Source organism: Paraburkholderia podalyriae, assembly GCF_014397785.1.
Taxonomy (GTDB): domain Bacteria; phylum Pseudomonadota; class Gammaproteobacteria; order Burkholderiales; family Burkholderiaceae; genus Paraburkholderia; species Paraburkholderia podalyriae.
Genome location: NZ_VZQQ01000016.1, coordinates 163,770 through 179,218 on the forward strand (window position 1 = coordinate 163,770; position 15,449 = coordinate 179,218).

The window sequence follows — 15,449 nt, forward strand, 5'->3', positions numbered from 1 at the left end:
CGGACGCGGCGCTGCGCGCAGCCATCGGCAACGCTGCCGTCCCGCACTTTGCAATACCATGTCGCTTTTCGCGCGCCACGCCATCTTCGGGCACGCGACGCCTTTTTCGCATTCACGCATTCACGCATTCACGGACTCATAGGAGCATTGACGATGAAGACCAAAGCAGCAATCGCATGGAAAGCCGGCGCGCCGTTGACGATCGAGGAAGTCGATCTCGAAGGTCCGCGCGCCGGTGAAGTCCTGATCGAAGTGAAGGCGACGGGCATCTGCCACACCGACTACTACACGCTGTCGGGCGCCGACCCCGAAGGCATCTTCCCGGCGATTCTCGGCCACGAAGGCGCGGGCGTGATCGTCGATGTCGGGCCGGGCGTCGGCACGCTGAAGAAGGGCGATCACGTGATTCCGCTTTACACGCCCGAATGCCGCCAGTGCAAGTTCTGCCTGTCGCGCAAGACCAACCTGTGTCAGGCGATTCGCTCGACGCAAGGCAAGGGGCTGATGCCCGACGCGACCTCGCGTTTCTCGCTGGCCGGCAAGCCGCTGTTTCACTACATGGGCACGTCTACGTTCTCGAACTACATCGTCGTGCCGGAAATCGCGGTCGCAAAGGTGCGTGAAGACGCGCCGTTCGACAAGATCTGCTACATCGGCTGTGGTGTGACGACGGGCGTCGGCGCTGTCGTTTATTCGGCGAAGGTCGAGGCGGGGGCGAACGTGGTGGTGTTCGGTCTCGGCGGCATCGGGCTGAACGTGATCCAGGGCGCGAAGATGGTTGGCGCGGACAAGATCATCGGCGTCGATCTCAACCCGGGCCGTGTCGAACTCGCGAAGAAGTTCGGCATGACGCACTTCATCAACCCGAATGACGTGGAGAACGTCGTCGATCACATCGTGCAACTCACCGACGGCGGCGCGGACTATTCGTTCGAATGCATCGGCAACACCAAGGTGATGCGCCAGGCGCTCGAATGCACGCACAAGGGCTGGGGCCAGTCGTTCATCATCGGCGTCGCGGCGGCGGGCGAAGAGATCAGCACGCGGCCGTTCCAGCTCGTGACGGGCCGCGAGTGGAAGGGCTCGGCGTTCGGCGGCGCGCGCGGCCGCACCGATGTGCCGAAGATCGTCGACTGGTACATGGAAGGCAAGATCAATATCGACGATCTGATCACGCACCGTCTGCCGCTCGAGCGCATCAACGAGGGCTTCGAGCTGATGAAGAAGGGCGAGTCGATCCGCTCGGTCGTGCTGTACTAACAGAGGAGCGTCGCGATGCTCGAACTACTATCGTCGCACGCCTGTCACGGCGGCGAGCAGCGCTTTTACCGGCACGCGTCGCGCACGATCGGTCTGCCGATGCGCTTCTCGATCTATCTGCCGCCGCAGGCGTTGCAGCGTAATGCGAAGGTGCCCGCGCTGTTCTATCTCGCGGGGTTGACTTGCACCGAAGAGACCTTCGCGATCAAGGCCGGCGCGCAGCGCTTCGCGGCCCAGCACGGCATCGCGTTGATCGCGCCGGATACGAGCCCGCGCGGCGCGGGCGTATCGGGCGAAAGCGATGCATGGTACTTCGGCGTCGGCGCGAGTTTTTATGTCGACGCGACCGAGGAGCCTTGGGCGCGGAACTACCGCATGGACTCGTACGTGCGCGACGAGCTACGCGAAACGGCGCTTGCGAACCTGCCGCTCGATGGCGAGCGCCTCGGCATCTTCGGTCATTCGATGGGCGGCCACGGCGCGCTGATGCTCGCGCTGCGCAATCCGGACATCTATCGGTCGGTGTCGGCGTTCGCGCCGATTGCGGCGCCGATGCGTTGTCCGTGGGGCGAGAAGGCGTTCAGCGGTTATCTCGGCGACAACCGTGAAGCGTGGAAGCAGTACGACGCGAGCGAGCTGGTCGCGCACGCAACGCGGAAATTCGCGGAAGGGATTCTCGTCGATCAGGGGCTCGCGGATCAGTTTCTGCCCACGCAGCTCAATCCTGACGTGTTCGAAGCGGCGTGCAAGGCCGCGGGTCAGCCGCTGACGTTGCGCCGGCACGCGGGCTACGACCACGGCTACTACTTCATCTCGACGTTCATCGACGATCATCTCGCGCATCACGCGAAGGTATTGCTCGGCTGAAGACGTCGTGTAGCGCCGCTCAGTGCCGCTTCAGCAGACTCCCGCCATATACCACTGCCGACAGCACGGTGATCCAGAAACTCGTCGGCCAATCGGTGTGGAACGCGAGCGTCAGCCCGAGCCACGCCTGCGCGAGCGCGAACACGGCCGCGAGCACGAGACCGGTGGACAGCCGCGTGCTCAGGTTCTGCGCGGCCGCGGCCGGGCCGACCATCAGCGTGAACACGAGCAGCACGCCGACGATCTGCGTGCAAGCGGCGACAGCCAGCGCGGCGATCGCGAGAAACAGCACCGACACGCGGCGCAGCGACACGCCCTTCGCTTCGGCCAGCTCCGGTTGCAGCGACGCGAACAGCAGCGGCCGCATGATCGCCGCGAGCGCCACCAGACTGACGACGCCCAACGCCGCAAGCACGCCGAGCGTCGATGCATTCACGCCGAGCACGTTGCCGAACAGCAGCGCCGTGACCTGCGTCGCGTACGCGGTGAAGAAGTGCAGAAACAGCAGCCCGAAGCCGAGCGACAACGACAGGATCACGCCGATCGCGACGTCGCGCCCGGCGAGCCGCTCGCCGAGCGCGCCCATGCCGACACCGGCCGCGAGCGTGAAGCCGATCATCCCCCAAATCGGCGAGATGCCGACCAGCACCGCGCCGGTCGCGCCCGTGAAGCCGACATGCGACAGCGCGTGACCGGCGAACGTCTGTCCGCGCATCACCAGAAAATAGCCAACCACGCCAGCCAGCACCGCGACGATCCCCGACGCCGCGAATGCGTTCACCATGAAATCGTATTCAAACATCGTGCGTGTGTCCGTCGCGTAAGTCGTGCGGGTTTGGGTGACTGTGTGAGTGGCTGTGCGAATGCGTATGTCCGCCGTCCTCGTCGTGTTCGTGCTCGTGATCGTGCTTCTCTACTTCGACGCCGCCCGACATCACGAAGATGCGGCCGTTCACGCGCATTACGTCGATCGGCGAGCCATACAGACGCGATAGCACTGGCCGCGTGATCACTTCGTCGACCGTGCCTAGCGCCGCGACGCCGCTGCCGAGATACAGCACGCGGTCGATCGAGTTCAGCAGCGGATTCAGTTCGTGCGCGGAGAACAGCACCGCGATGCCGAGCTCCTGTTGCACGCGCCGCACGAGTTCGACGACGCTCTTCTGATGATGCGGATCGAGGCTGATCAACGGTTCATCGAGCAGCAGCAGCCGCGGATTACCGAGCAGGCACTGCGCGAGCAGCAGCCGCTGCCGTTCGCCGCCCGAAAGCTCCGACAGCGGCCGCTTCGCGAGATTCGTACCGCCGACGAGCTCCAGCACGCGGTCGACGTCCGCGCGTGTTTTCGCATCCGCGTGCGGCAGACCCCAGCGATGACCATCGGCGGCCATCGCGACGAAATCACGTCCGCGCACGCGGCGGCCGGCGAGCGCGCTGCGCGTCTGCGGCATATAGCCAATCGATGCGTTGCCGCGCTCGATCGTCTGCCCGAGCACGCGCATCACGCCGCCCGCGGCCGGCAGGAGACCGAGCACCGCGCGCATCAGCGTCGTCTTGCCCGCGCCGTTCGGTCCCAGCACGCCGATGAACTCGCCCTGGTTCACGACGAAGCTGGTGTCGCGCAGGATCGTGCGGCCGCCGAGATCGAGCGTCACGTTGTCGAGCTCGAGCACGGGCGTGTCGCCGCGCGCGCTGGGTGAGCCTGCCGGCGCAGAACGGCCAGTCGGAATCATGGAGTCTTTCCTTTCGCGTTCGTCGCGCTATTCGAGCCGCTCGTGTCACCCGCCGCCAGCGCTTTTTGCAGCGCATCGAGTTGCGTCAGCATCCAGGTCTGATAAGTCTTGCCGGGCGGCAGGGTTTCGGTGACGCTCATCGTCGGTACTTTCGATTGTTGCGCGAGCGTCAGCATGCGTCGGGTCAGCGCCTCGGTGGCCTGGCTGTTGTAAATCAGCACGCGCACGCGCCGCTCGCGCAGATCGCGTTCGAACGCGGCGATATCGGCCGCGCTCGCTTCGGTGTCGTTCATCGTGGCGAGCTGGAAGCGCTGGTTGCGCATGGCGAGGCCAATCGCGTCCGACATATAGCCGAACACCGGCTCGGTCGCCGTGACCGGCAGGCCCGCATAGCGGCCGTGCAGCTCGGCGAGCTTCGCGTCGATCGGCTTCAGCGAATCGAGAAACTTCGCGAGGTTCGCATCGTACGCCGACTTGTGCGCCGGGTCAGCAGCGCTGAGCGCGTCGCACACCGCACGCGCGACTTTCGGCATCGTCGTCGGGTCGTACCACAGGTGCGGATTGTCGCCGCCTTTCCTGCCGACGAGGTCGGCCGCGACGATCACGGTGCGCTGCGCGCCTGTCGACGCGGCCAGCAGCTTCGCCATCCACGGATCGTAGTCGGCGCCGTTGTAGACGACGAGGCTCGCGTGCTGCAACGCGCGCGCGGTGGCCGGGCTCGCTTCGAACAGATGCGGGTCCTGGTTCGGGTTGCTGAGGATGCTGGTCACGTCGACGCGATCGCCGCCGAGCTGCCGGACCGCGTCGCCATAGAAGTTCTCCGCGGCGACGACCGGAATCTTCGCGTCGGCGGCGAACGCGCCGTGGCCGAAGCCGAGCGCCGCGACCGCGAGCAGACAGGTGCACAGATGCGTGCGCACAAACGTCGATAGCTTCAGCGAACGTCGAGCTGCGGAGAACAGCGAGCCGATTGTTTTCATCGTGATTCCTGGTGCGTGAGTGTTTGAATGAGCCAGTTGCGGTGGCGATTGCGGATCGGGCGTTGCGCTCGGCGCGGCGCCGCGCATCTGATGATCACGACGACGTGCCTGCTGCGCCGCTGGCGCCGCCAGGCTTCGCCGCGCGCGCACATGGCGCGCACAGGCCGCTCAGCTCGATCACCTGACGATGCACCTCGAAGCCATGCGCGGGCGCGCTGTGCGACAGCCGGTCGGCGAGTTCGTCGCCGGGAATCTCGACGGTCGCGCCGCAGCCGTCGCACATCAGGAACTGGCTACGATGCGGCACGCCGATTTCGCAGCAGGCGACGAACGCGTTTTTCGATTCGATCCGGTGCACGAAGCCGTGCGCGACCAGGAAGTCGAGCGCGCGATAGACGGTGGTCGGCGGCATGCGGCCGCGCTCGGGCGCGAGCGCATCGAGCAACTCATACGCGCCGACCGGCCGCTCGCTCGCGACGACAGCCGCATACACCTGGCGGCGCAACGGCGTCAGCGCGAGCCCCTGCGACGCGGCGTGCGCGTCCGCGTGCGCGAGCCGCATGGCGTGCTGTTCGGCGAGCGAGGTAGTCATCGGCGTGAATCTCCTGACGGGGTGGTCCGAGCGGGGCAGCGAGGTCGAAATGATATAACGTATCGCGATTTTTTGTCAGTGGCGCATATTTGGCGACAGGCATCGAACGCGTCGTGGCGACCCTTGTCGCCATGCGATTGCTCCTGCCGCGCTGCACCATCGAAATTCGTCCGGGTGCCTTGACATGACCCTGTCCGTATCCGATCATTCGATCACCAGCCGAGCAATTGTTCGCGCAATGAGCGTTCGCTCACTGCGCCAGAAAGCAAAAACGAACCGGAGACAGGCAGTGGCACGATTGCAGGACAAGGTCGCCATTCTGACGGGCGCGGCCAGCGGTATCGGTGAAGCAGTGGCACGGCGCTATCTCGACGAAGGCGCGCGCTGCGTGCTGGTCGACGTGAAGCCGACCGACGACATCGGCGGCGCGCTGCGCGGCGTCTACGGCGAGCGCGTGTCGAGCATCAGCGCCGACGTCCGGCGCCGCGACGACATCGAGCGCATCGTCACGAGCACGCTCGACTGCTTCGGCCAGATCGACATCCTCTTCAACAACGCGGCGCTGTTCGACATGCGCCCGCTCCTCGACGAATCCTGGGACGTGTTCGACCGCCTGTTCGCGGTCAACGTAAAAGGCATGTTCTTCCTGATGCAGGCGGTCGCGCGGCAGATGGTCGAGCAAGGCCGCGGCGGCAAGATCATCAACATGTCGTCGCAGGCCGGGCGGCGCGGCGAGGCGCTCGTTTCGCATTACTGTGCGACCAAAGCGGCGGTGTTGAGCTATACGCAGTCCGCAGCGCTCGCGCTCGCGCCGCATAAGATCAACGTGAACGGCATCGCGCCGGGCGTCGTCGACACGCCGATGTGGAACGAGGTCGACGCGCTGTTCGCGCGCTACGAGAACCGCCCGCTCGGCGAGAAGAAGCGCCTCGTCGGCGAGGCGGTGCCGCTGGGCCGCATGGGTGTGCCCGACGACCTGACCGGCGCCGCGTTGTTCCTCGCGTCTGCCGATGCCGACTACATCACCGCGCAGACGCTGAACGTCGACGGCGGCAACTGGATGAGCTGAATAAAGAGCAGGGAGCGGGCACGTTGACTGCTCTGAGCGGCGCGTCATTCCGTCAAACGAACGCAGCATCACATAACGTACGAGAAAGGAGACAACGATGAAACCAGCTATCAAATTCGCGCTGAAGGCGGCCGGTGCCGGCGCGGCCACCTGCTTCGCGCTGAGCGCATCGGCGGCGACGGTGACGATCGCGACGCTGAACAATCCGGACATGATCGAGCTGAAGAAGCTGTCGCCCGCGTTCGAAAAAGCGAATCCCGACATCAAGCTGAACTGGGTGATCCTCGAGGAAAACGTGCTGCGTCAGCGCGCGACGACCGACATCACGACCGGCAGCGGCCAGTTCGACGTGATGACGATCGGCGCATATGAAACCCCGCAATGGGGCAAGCGCGGCTGGCTCGCCCCGATCACGAACCTGCCGGCGAGCTATGACCTCAACGACGTCGTGAAGACGGCCCGCGACGGCCTGTCCGCGAACGGCCAGTTGTACGCGCTGCCGTTCTACGTCGAAAGCTCGATGACCTATTACCGCAAGGATCTGTTCGACAAGGCCGGCCTGAAGATGCCCGACCAGCCGACCTACGACCAGATCGCCCAATTCGCCGACAAGCTCACCGACAAGTCCAAGGAGCAGTACGGCATCTGCCTGCGCGGCAAGGCGGGCTGGGGCGAGAACATGGCGTACGGCACGACGGTCGTGAACACGTTCGGCGGCCGCTGGTTCGACGAGAAGTGGAACGCGCAGCTGACGTCGCCGGAATGGAAGAAGGCGATGACCTTCTACGTCGATCTGCTGAAGAAGGACGGCCCTCCGGGAGCAAGCTCGAACGGTTTCAACGAAAACCTGACGCTGATGTCGTCGGGCAAGTGCGCGATGTGGATCGACGCGACGGTCGCGGCCGGCATGCTGTACAACAAGCAGCAGTCGCAGATCGCCGACAAGGTCGGCTTCGCGGCCGCGCCGACCGCGGTCACGCCGAAGGGCTCGCATTGGCTGTGGGCCTGGGCGCTCGCGATTCCGAAGTCGTCGAAGCAGCAAGATTCGGCGAAGAAGTTCATCGAGTGGGCGACGTCGAAGGATTACATCGAAATGGTCGCGAAGGATGAGGGCTGGGCCTCGGTGCCGCCGGGCACGCGCCAGTCCACCTATTCGCGCCCCGAGTACAAGCAGGCCGCGCCGTTCGGCGACTTCGTGCTGAAGGCGATCCAGACCGCCGACCCGGATCATCCGACCTCGAAGCCGGTCCCGTACACCGGCGTGCAGTTCGTCGGAATTCCTGAGTTCCAGTCGTTCGGCACCGTGGTCGGGCAGAGCATCTCCGGCGCGATCGCCGGTCAGATGACGGTCGACCAGGCGCTTGCGGCCGGCAACGCGGCCGCGGATCGCGCGGTCAAGCAGGCGGGTTATCAGAAGTAACTGCGCAGAAGTAACCGCGCAGAAGTAACCGCGCAGCAGTAACCCGGCAGGCCCGCCGCATCGACCGATGCGGCTCATGCAGCAGGGCGGCCGTTCGCCCGCGCCGCATGCGATGCGGCACGCCGTGCGTCATTCAGCACGGCAGGTCGCATCGCACGCATGCGGTGTGCAGGCGAACCTCCGCGCATTATCGAACAGGTGGTCCATCATGCGTCCTTTGCGCCTACCTCTGATGCAAACCCATCCCAAGACAGAAAAAGAACGCGAGGAGCGTAAGGCCAGTTCGGCCCGCTGGCTCGTGGCGCCGTCGGTCGGCGTGCTCGTGCTGTGGATGGTTATTCCGCTCGCGATGACGATCTGGTTTTCGTTCTCGCACTACAACCTGCTCAATCCCGATCTGCGCGGTTTCGCCGGCTTCGACAACTACCGCTATCTCGCGACCGATCCGTCGTTCGGTCCGTCGATCGCGCATACGATCGAGCTGATCGTGTGGGTGCTCGTGATCACTGTGGTCGGCGGCGTGCTGATGGCGATCCTGTTCGACCGCAAGTTCTACGGGCAGGGTGTGGCCCGCCTGCTCGCGATCGGCCCGTTCTTCGTGATGCCGACCGTCAGCGCGCTGATCTGGAAGAACATGATCCTGCACCCGGTGTACGGCCTCGTCGCGCAGGGCATGCGGGCGATCGGCATGCAGCCGATCGACTGGTTCGCCGACTATCCGCTCACCGCGGTGATCATGATCGTCGCGTGGCAGTGGCTGCCGTTCGCGTTCCTGATCCTGTTCACGTCGATCCAGTCGCTCGACCAGGAGCAGAAGGAAGCCGCGAAGATCGACGGCGCCGGTCCGTTCTCGATGTTCTTCTATATCACGCTGCCGCACCTGCGACGCGCGATCGCGGTCGTCGTGATGATGGAGACGATTTTCCTGCTGTCGATCTTCGCCGAGATCTATACGACCACGGGCGGCGGCCCGGGCAACGCGACCACCACGCTGTCGTACCTGATCTTCGCGCTGGGCCTGCAACAGTTCGACGTCGGTCTCGCCTCGGCGGGGGGTATTCTCGCGGTCGTGCTGGCCAATATCGTGTCGATCTTCCTCGTGCGGATGCTCGCGAAGAACCTGAAAGGGGAGTACGAAAAATGAGCCACGTTGCCTCTACTACGGCATCGACGACGCAGCCGGTCGCGGTGCCAACCAAGTCGCCGTTCGACACGATTCGTCGCGGCATTCCCGGCGTGATCGCGTGGCTCGTCGCGCTGCTGCTGTTCTTCCCGATCTTCTGGATGACGATCACCGCGTTCAAGACCGAGCAGCAGGCGTATGCGTCGTCGCTGTTTTTCGTGCCGACGCTCGACAGCTTCCGCGAGGTGTTCGCCCGCAGCAACTACTTCGCGTTCGCGTGGAACTCGATACTGATCTCGGTCGGCGTCACGCTGCTGTGCCTGATCCTCGCGGTGCCGTGCGCGTACGCGATGGCGTTCTTCCCGACGCGCCGCACGCAGAAAGTGCTGCTGTGGATGCTGTCGACGAAGATGATGCCGTCGGTCGGCGTGCTGGTGCCGATCTATCTGCTATGGAAAAACAGTGGCCTTCTGGATACCGTGTCGGGCCTGATCATCGTGTACACGCTGATCAATCTGCCGATCGCGGTCTGGATGGCGTTCACGTACTTCGCTGAAATTCCGCGCGACATTCTCGAAGCCGGGCGCATCGACGGCGCTGCGACGTGGCAGGAGATCGTCTATCTGCTGATGCCGATGGCGCTGCCCGGGCTCGCGTCGACCGCGCTGTTGCTCGTGATCCTGTCGTGGAACGAGGCGTTCTGGAGCATCAACCTGTCGAGCTCGAGCGCGGCGCCGCTGACCGTGTTCATCGCGTCGTATTCGAGTCCTGAAGGTTTGTTCTGGGCCAAGTTGTCGGCCGCTTCGTTGCTGGCGGTCGCGCCGATCCTGATCGTCGGCTGGCTGTCGCAGAAGCAACTGGTGCGCGGCCTCACGTTCGGGGCGGTCAAATGACGGCAGAGTCGACGGCAGGCCCGGGCATCGCGCGATATGCGTTGATCTGCGATTGCGACGGCGTGCTGATCGACAGCGAAGCGGTGGCCGCGCGCATGCTGGTGCGCGAACTCGAGGCGCGCTGGCCCGGCATCGACGTTGCGCCGGTCGTGCTGCCGCTGCTCGGGCTGCGCATCGAGCGCGTGCTGCAGGACACCACGACGCAGCTCGGCAGACAGCTCGGCGCCGACGATATCGACGCGATCCGCCGCACGGTCGAAGCGGCCGCGATCGAGGCGCCCGCGGTCGACGGCATCGAGATCGCGTTGACCCAGGTGCCGCTCGTCAAAGGCTGCGCGAGCAATAGCTTCCGGCCGTACGTCGAGGCAGTGCTGGCGCGCACGGGCCTGAAGCGTTTTTTCGGCGAGCGGCTATTCTGCGCCGACGCGGTGCCGAGTCCGAAGCCCGCGCCGGACGTGTATCTGGCGGCGGCGCAAGGCTTCGGCCTCGCGCCCGGCGCGTGCCTCGTCGTCGAGGACAGCGTGACCGGCGTCACGGCGGCCGCGGCGGCGGGCATGGCGGTGCTAGGCTTTATCGGTGGCGGTCATGCGAGCGACGCGCAGATCGATCGTCTGCATGCGGCGGGCGCGCGCCATGTGTTCGACGATATGAGTCAGTTGCCCGAACTGGTCGCGCAATGGACGCTGTCCGCGACGGCCGCGACGGCCGCGACGGCCGCGGCGGCCGCGGCGCCCTAAGCGCACGGACGCGCACCCTACGACACGGCATCAGATAGCAGCACGAAGTCACGAACAGCATCGAACCGCATCGAACCGCATCGAACAGCATTACAAGGAGACACATCATGGCAAGCGTAACCTTGCGCAACATCAGAAAGGCCTACGACGACACTGAAGTGATGCGCGACATCAATCTCGACATCGCGGATGGCGAATTCGTCGTGTTCGTCGGGCCGAGCGGTTGCGGCAAATCGACCCTGATGCGGATGATCGCGGGCCTGGAGGACATCACGGGCGGCGATCTGAACATCGACGCCGCGCGCATGAACGACGTGCCGCCGGCCAAGCGCGGCATCGCGATGGTGTTCCAGTCGTACGCGCTGTATCCGCACATGACGCTGTACGACAACATGGCGTTCGGCCTGAAGCTTGCCGGCGCGAAGAAGCCGGAGATCGACTCAGCCGTGCGCAACGCGGCGAAGATCCTGCACATCGACCATCTGCTCGATCGCAAGCCGAAGCAGCTGTCCGGCGGCCAGCGTCAGCGCGTCGCGATCGGCCGCGCGATCACGCGCAAGCCGAAGGTGTTTCTATTCGACGAGCCGCTGTCGAATCTCGACGCCGCGCTGCGCGTGAAGATGCGCCTCGAGTTCGCGCGCCTGCACGACGAGCTGAAGACGACGATGATCTACGTGACGCACGACCAGGTCGAGGCGATGACTTTGGCCGACAAGATCGTCGTGCTGTCGGCGGGCAATCTGGAGCAGGTCGGCAGCCCGACGATGCTGTATCACGCGCCGGCGAATCGCTTCGTCGCCGGCTTCATCGGCTCGCCGAAGATGAACTTCATGGAAGGCGTCGTGCAGTCGGTGTCGCACGACGGCGTCACGGTGCGTTATGAGACCGGCGAGACGCAGCGCGTATCGGTCGAGCCGGGCGCGGCGAAGCAGGGCGACAAGGTGACGGTCGGCATCCGCCCCGAGCATCTGCACGTCAGCACGACCGAGGACGGTATCGAGGCGCGCACGATGACGGTCGAATCGCTCGGCGATGCCGCGTATCTGTACGCGGAGTCGAGCGTCGCGCCCGATGGCCTGATCGCGCGGATTCCGCCGCTCGAACGGCATGCGAAGGGTAACGTGCAGAAGCTCGGCGGGACGCCTGAGCATTGCCATCTGTTTGACAGCGAAGGCAAGGCGTTCCAGCGCAAGATCGTCGAGGTGCTGGCGGCTTGATCGCACGATGACGCATTGCGTAAGCAGGCGGCGCCCGCAAGGCGCTGTCCCTGGAGGGCGTTAGGCGCTTTGCATTGCAAGGTGAAATGAAAGAACGGAAAATCTACCGGACGGCGGGGAGTCGTCCGGTGCGAGGAAGCGCGGGCTCCGCCTCATTGGTCTGCTTCCACGCCGTCGGATCGCACTGGTAGCCAAATTCCTCCTCGAAGGCTGAGTCAAGATTTCCAGCAGGGTCGCTCTTGAACCGGTCTATGTCGGCCACCGTCGCGTTAATCATGTCCGGCGTGCATCCGCTTGTGCAAGCCCGTGTGCCAGCGTGGTCTATTTAGTGCCGGACATATACTTTCGACCATCAAAAAAGTAACGCTTACGAACACTCTCCTCAGCAGTTCCAGAGATGACGGCAATGCCAACAAAACCGCCGCGTGACTTCCCAGCAATCGACACACTACTTAGACTCTAGTTCCAAGTGCAACACCTTGAATGAGATAGGGTGTTGCGATGAAGAAGAACTACAAGCATCTGAGTGCGGAAGAACGCGCGGCGATCATGATCGAACATCGGAAGGGTGGCAGCATACGAACTCTCGCGCGGCTGCTGGGGCGCAGTGCTTCGACCGTGTCGCGTGAACTGGAGCGTAATCGCAGCGCGGACACGCCACGCTACTGTGCGACGCAGGCCGCCTCGGCCTATCGGCTGCGTCGCCAGCGCTGCGTGCGACCGCGCAAATTGACCGAAGGCAGCGCGCTTTATCGGCGTGTGCATGATCACCTGGTCTACTGGCGCTGGTCGCCGCGGCAAATCGCTGCCAAACTGCGAGCCATGTATCCGGACGACCCAAGCCAGCACGTTAGCCACGAGACGATCTACGCTGCGATTTACACCTATGCGCGCGGCTCGTTGAAACCGGCCATGATCGCCGCCTTGCGCCAGGAAAAGCCCGCGCGCGGAAACAGGCGCACGACACTTGCCGGCGGCAGCTATGTTCCCGAGGATTTGCGCATCCAGTATCGGCCCGAGGAGATCGGCCAACGCTTGTTGCCGGGGCACTGGGAAGGCGACTTCATCAAGGGCGCATTCAATCGCTCTGCCGTGGGCACGCTGGTCGAGCGCAAGACGCGCTTCGTGATCCTGTGCCGCATGGACGGCTGCACTGCTAAGGACGCACTGGAAGGCTTCACGCGGCAAATGAAGAAGGTGCCGGCCTTTTTGCGAGAGAGCCTGACCTACGACCGGGGAGCGGAAATGGCCTGTCACGTCGAACTCTCCAGGCGGTTGAATATCGATATCTGGTTTGCCGATCCGCATGCACCCTGGCAGCGCGGCAGCAATGAGAACACCAACGGCTTGCTGCGTCAGTTTCTGCCCAAGGGCACGGACCTTTCGATGCTCTCGCAAACCCAGCTCAACGACATCGCCAAATTGGTTAATGGGCGGCCTCGTCAGACGCTCGGCTGGGATTCCCCCGAGGAAGCAATGGCCAAAGAGTTGGAGAAAGCCGGTTTAGCTAAACGTTGCACTTGGCTCTTGAGGCCGCCCTATAGCCACCAGTTGAAAGCATCAGTGAAGGATTGCCTGTTGACGGCTTTTCCACTAGCCAAATAGGTCCTAGCGCCGCTCCCCATCCACAAGCCTCACTAGTTGTGACAAACCATGTAGATACCAAACTATCCGATGACAGTGGAATTTTTTTCCTTGCACCTTGCAATTCAGCGACCCGTAAGGTCTAAAGGAGATGTCTGATTCGATGGTCGAGCGAATCACCTGTGGGATTGGCCCAAGGTCTTGGCTCTCCACAGATGCAAGTGGCTCTGAACCGTATGCAAAACAGGCTGCGGAGACCGTCGCCAAGATCAACAATATTGCTTTCATGTCGACCCTCAGTCTGCTACGTTAGAACAAATGTTATTCAAGATAAGACTAAGCCCGTCGGCGCAGGCATCTTTTCGATGAAAAAGGGGATCACACGCAGTCAAATTTCAATGGCGCTCGTCGCAAAAATTGACGGTTTTTGTTATCGGCCTAACTTCCTTGCCATCATCACTAAGATAAAAAATTCTTTCCCGACACTCTTCCTCAGAGATTGCACTTCGATCAATATGATATTGCGCGACCAACATCTTGCTATTGGGTTGACTAACGAGACTGGTTACATAATTTCGTCCATCAGAAGTTTTCTGAGAGCGCCTCTCATCATTCGAAAACATATCGAGCGCGTTTGATTCCGATCCGCTTACCAAGTTCGAAAGCGTATAGTATCTACAACCCCCACCACAACTATGAGTCCCGATATAATATTTACCAGCAAAATTTATCCCAATCGGGGAGACCATTTTTCCCCAATCATCACGCCACTCGCCATCCACTTTTTTATAGTAATTCGGAATCTTTAGAGTACCATGATACACATCAACGGAATAGTCCGAAAAATTCGGCAGCGTCCTGTTGTCGGCTGCGTGAACAAAGGCGCATTCACCGACAAAAAAAACCATCAAGGCTCGAAATATAGCTTTCATTTTTGCCTCACTTAATCAAATCATCGAGGCCACCGATCGGCACAGCCAAATCACTCTTTCCAGCCAGCTCGTCTTTCAGATATTCTGTGAATTTGGCATTTACTGTATCCATTCCCACGCCACCTTGCCCATATTGATCACCCGGCAAACTCGCCCATTCGAGATTGCAGTGGTCCGCAAATATTGCTTTCTTTACATCACCGTTTTTGATGTCACTAAGTGCGTGACGCTTATGCCTCAAAAGAATAACGCAATATCTATCCTGGGAAATCGGCGAAAAATCGTTAATTTCATATTGCTTTCGGTATGCGACATAGGTTGGGTCGTCCCAGTTATATCCCATAACCTGATAGGCGCCTGCGGCACTGGAGCTATAGGATTTACCTGTCTTTTTATTCGCTTTGGTAATCACAATCCGGGGATGATCATCGAAGTCTTTCCCGTAATCTCTGATAAACGATTGCCCGCCGAATAGGCGCTCATAACCGGTAGGCGTTTGTGTTCCCTCTCCGACCCGAATCATCCTCAAAAACGCACGGGTCCTCGCCTCCTCAAGCGTCAGACGGCCTCGAATTGCCCCCATGAAGTTGCTAATCAGAGCAATCGGATTGATGTGATAGATATCAGATCCGGGGAAGCTTGGGACGTTAGCCGCCACCTCATCCCACCACACGAGCCGCTCGATCCGCTTCTGCTCTTCCTCGTGCTGCGGCCTGGGTCCCGTCTGCTTCTCCAGCTCGGCGATCAACTGCTTCCATTTTCCCGGGTTCGCCCACTCGCTTTCGTGCCTGACGATCAGCCTCGACGCCGCCTGCATCAGCCACGGGTACCCGCCACGCTCAGTCTGTGACAACGTGCAAAGCTCATCAGCCGCCTGCTTCCCATCGCCTTTCGTGAACAGGGCGTCATACACCCTGAGCATCAACGGACTGAGATTCGAACGCGAAGCGAGGTCCGCGACATTGGCGCCGCTCGCATAATCCACCCACTTCCGGGTGGTCGCAAAAATCGTATGCGCCGGATCATGGGCATCCGCCAGGCA

Annotated in this window: 14 protein-coding genes and 1 pseudogene; 9 read left to right on the forward strand and 6 right to left on the reverse strand. The window is 62.4% G+C overall.

Translation table 11 applies throughout. The features are described 5' to 3' along the window. Window positions 1-153 precede the first annotated feature (153 nt). Together F6X42_RS20580 and fghA are read left to right on the forward strand one after the other, a co-directional pair. Window positions 154-1,260 carry an S-(hydroxymethyl)glutathione dehydrogenase/class III alcohol dehydrogenase gene (locus F6X42_RS20580; RefSeq protein WP_187635976.1) on the forward strand — a complete coding sequence of 369 codons (1,107 nt, stop codon included), beginning with the start codon at window positions 154-156 and terminating at the stop codon, window positions 1,258-1,260. 15 nt (window positions 1,261-1,275) lie between these two features. Then, window positions 1,276-2,127, forward strand: a complete 852-nt coding sequence (gene fghA, locus F6X42_RS20585; protein WP_187635977.1) for an S-formylglutathione hydrolase — start codon at window positions 1,276-1,278, stop codon at window positions 2,125-2,127. 19 nt (window positions 2,128-2,146) lie between these two features. On the opposite strand, the gene F6X42_RS20590 is transcribed toward fghA, so the two are convergent. The 4 genes from F6X42_RS20590 to F6X42_RS20605 form a co-directional block, all read right to left on the reverse strand. Beyond that, a complete protein-coding gene (locus tag F6X42_RS20590) occupies window positions 2,147-2,929 on the reverse strand; it encodes a metal ABC transporter permease (protein WP_187635978.1) in 783 nt (260 codons plus the stop codon). Then, complete coding sequence (locus F6X42_RS20595) at window positions 2,922-3,860, reverse strand: ABC transporter ATP-binding protein (RefSeq protein ID WP_187635979.1); 939 nt, start codon at window positions 3,858-3,860, stop codon at window positions 2,922-2,924. The genes F6X42_RS20590 and F6X42_RS20595 overlap by 8 nt, the downstream gene beginning before the upstream one ends. Further along, on the reverse strand, window positions 3,857-4,840 hold the full coding sequence (locus tag F6X42_RS20600; protein WP_187635980.1) for a metal ABC transporter solute-binding protein: 984 nt from the start codon (window positions 4,838-4,840) through the stop codon (window positions 3,857-3,859). The genes F6X42_RS20595 and F6X42_RS20600 overlap by 4 nt, the downstream gene beginning before the upstream one ends. A gap of 94 nt (window positions 4,841-4,934) precedes the next feature. Then, the gene (locus tag F6X42_RS20605) at window positions 4,935-5,432 is read right to left on the reverse strand and encodes a Fur family transcriptional regulator (RefSeq protein ID WP_187635981.1); all 498 of its coding nucleotides are present in this window, start codon (window positions 5,430-5,432) and stop codon (window positions 4,935-4,937) included. A 238-nt stretch (window positions 5,433-5,670) separates the two neighbouring features. On the opposite strand from F6X42_RS20605, the gene F6X42_RS20610 reads away from it, so the two are divergent. The 7 genes and pseudogenes from F6X42_RS20610 to F6X42_RS20645 form a co-directional block, all read left to right on the forward strand. After that, complete coding sequence (locus F6X42_RS20610; RefSeq protein ID WP_187635982.1) at window positions 5,671-6,501, forward strand: L-iditol 2-dehydrogenase; 831 nt, start codon at window positions 5,671-5,673, stop codon at window positions 6,499-6,501. Between the two features lie 97 nt (window positions 6,502-6,598). After that, window positions 6,599-7,921: an ABC transporter substrate-binding protein gene (locus tag F6X42_RS20615; protein WP_187635983.1), complete on the forward strand. Its 1,323-nt coding sequence runs from the start codon at window positions 6,599-6,601 to the stop codon at window positions 7,919-7,921. Window positions 7,922-8,129: 208 nt separating this feature from the next. Next, on the forward strand, window positions 8,130-9,065 hold the full coding sequence (locus F6X42_RS20620; RefSeq protein ID WP_187635984.1) for a carbohydrate ABC transporter permease: 936 nt from the start codon (window positions 8,130-8,132) through the stop codon (window positions 9,063-9,065). After that, window positions 9,062-9,937, forward strand: coding sequence for a carbohydrate ABC transporter permease (locus F6X42_RS20625; protein ID WP_187635985.1), 876 nt, complete (start codon window positions 9,062-9,064; stop codon window positions 9,935-9,937). Before F6X42_RS20620 ends, F6X42_RS20625 begins: the two co-directional genes overlap by 4 nt. Beyond that, entirely contained in the window at window positions 9,934-10,674 is a 741-nt protein-coding gene (locus tag F6X42_RS20630) for an HAD family hydrolase (RefSeq protein WP_187635986.1), read from the forward strand. Before F6X42_RS20625 ends, F6X42_RS20630 begins: the two co-directional genes overlap by 4 nt. A 107-nt stretch (window positions 10,675-10,781) precedes the next feature. Next, the gene (locus F6X42_RS20635; protein WP_187635987.1) at window positions 10,782-11,891 is read left to right on the forward strand and encodes an ABC transporter ATP-binding protein; all 1,110 of its coding nucleotides are present in this window, start codon (window positions 10,782-10,784) and stop codon (window positions 11,889-11,891) included. 501 nt (window positions 11,892-12,392) lie between these two features. Beyond that, window positions 12,393-13,412 (forward strand): annotated as a pseudogene (locus F6X42_RS20645) (IS30 family transposase); the annotation flags it as partial. 458 nt (window positions 13,413-13,870) lie between these two features. Here F6X42_RS20645 and F6X42_RS20650 read toward each other — a convergent pair. Both F6X42_RS20650 and F6X42_RS20655 read right to left on the reverse strand, forming a co-directional pair. After that, window positions 13,871-14,407 carry a hypothetical protein gene (locus F6X42_RS20650; RefSeq protein WP_246530160.1) on the reverse strand — a complete coding sequence of 179 codons (537 nt, stop codon included), beginning with the start codon at window positions 14,405-14,407 and terminating at the stop codon, window positions 13,871-13,873. A 7-nt stretch (window positions 14,408-14,414) separates the two neighbouring features. Further along, the coding region (locus F6X42_RS20655; RefSeq protein WP_187635989.1) for a glycoside hydrolase family 24 protein at window positions 14,415-15,449 on the reverse strand (1,035 nt) is incomplete at its 5' end.